This is a genomic window from Pantoea sp. B9002 (genome assembly GCF_013385945.1).
GTDB lineage: Bacteria > Pseudomonadota > Gammaproteobacteria > Enterobacterales > Enterobacteriaceae > Pantoea.
In genome coordinates, this window is sequence record NZ_JACAPA010000164.1 from 1 (window position 1) to 362 (window position 362).

The window sequence follows — 362 nt, forward strand, 5'->3', positions numbered from 1 at the left end:
GCAGGTGGCAACCCGGACGCTGGCGACTCAGGAAGGCCTGTTGATCGACCCGGTCTATGGTGGCAAGGCATTGGCCGGACTACTGCACTCGGTCGCGGCGGGTGAGTATCCGCCAGGCAGCAATATCCTGTTCGTCATGACAGGAGGCACGCCGGGTATTTTTGCCTACCGGACTGCCTATAGCTGATCCAGGCGGCCCCTCAGCGGCAAAGTCCCCGTCTCCGGTGCTGGATAAATTCCGCCGAAAGCGCCATCCTGCGCGCCTTTTTCCAGCGCGGCGCAGGCTTTACCGCGCCCGACACTCCAGGGACCCGCCATGCACGACCAGCCACTGAACGACGCCGACTTCGAGTTTATCGAGG

At 63.0% G+C, this 362-nt stretch carries 1 protein-coding gene and 1 pseudogene; one reads left to right on the plus strand and one right to left on the minus strand.

Annotation, left to right across the window (positions count from 1 at the left end):
* Positions 1–187, plus strand: a pseudogene (locus HX773_RS25665) (D-cysteine desulfhydrase); the annotation flags it as partial.
* Here HX773_RS25665 and HX773_RS25855 read toward each other — a convergent pair.
* Positions 178–362, minus strand: a 185-nt coding sequence (locus HX773_RS25855) for a hypothetical protein (protein WP_218168373.1), incomplete at its 5' end; no start/stop codon positions are given. The pseudogene HX773_RS25665 and the gene HX773_RS25855 overlap by 10 nt on opposite strands.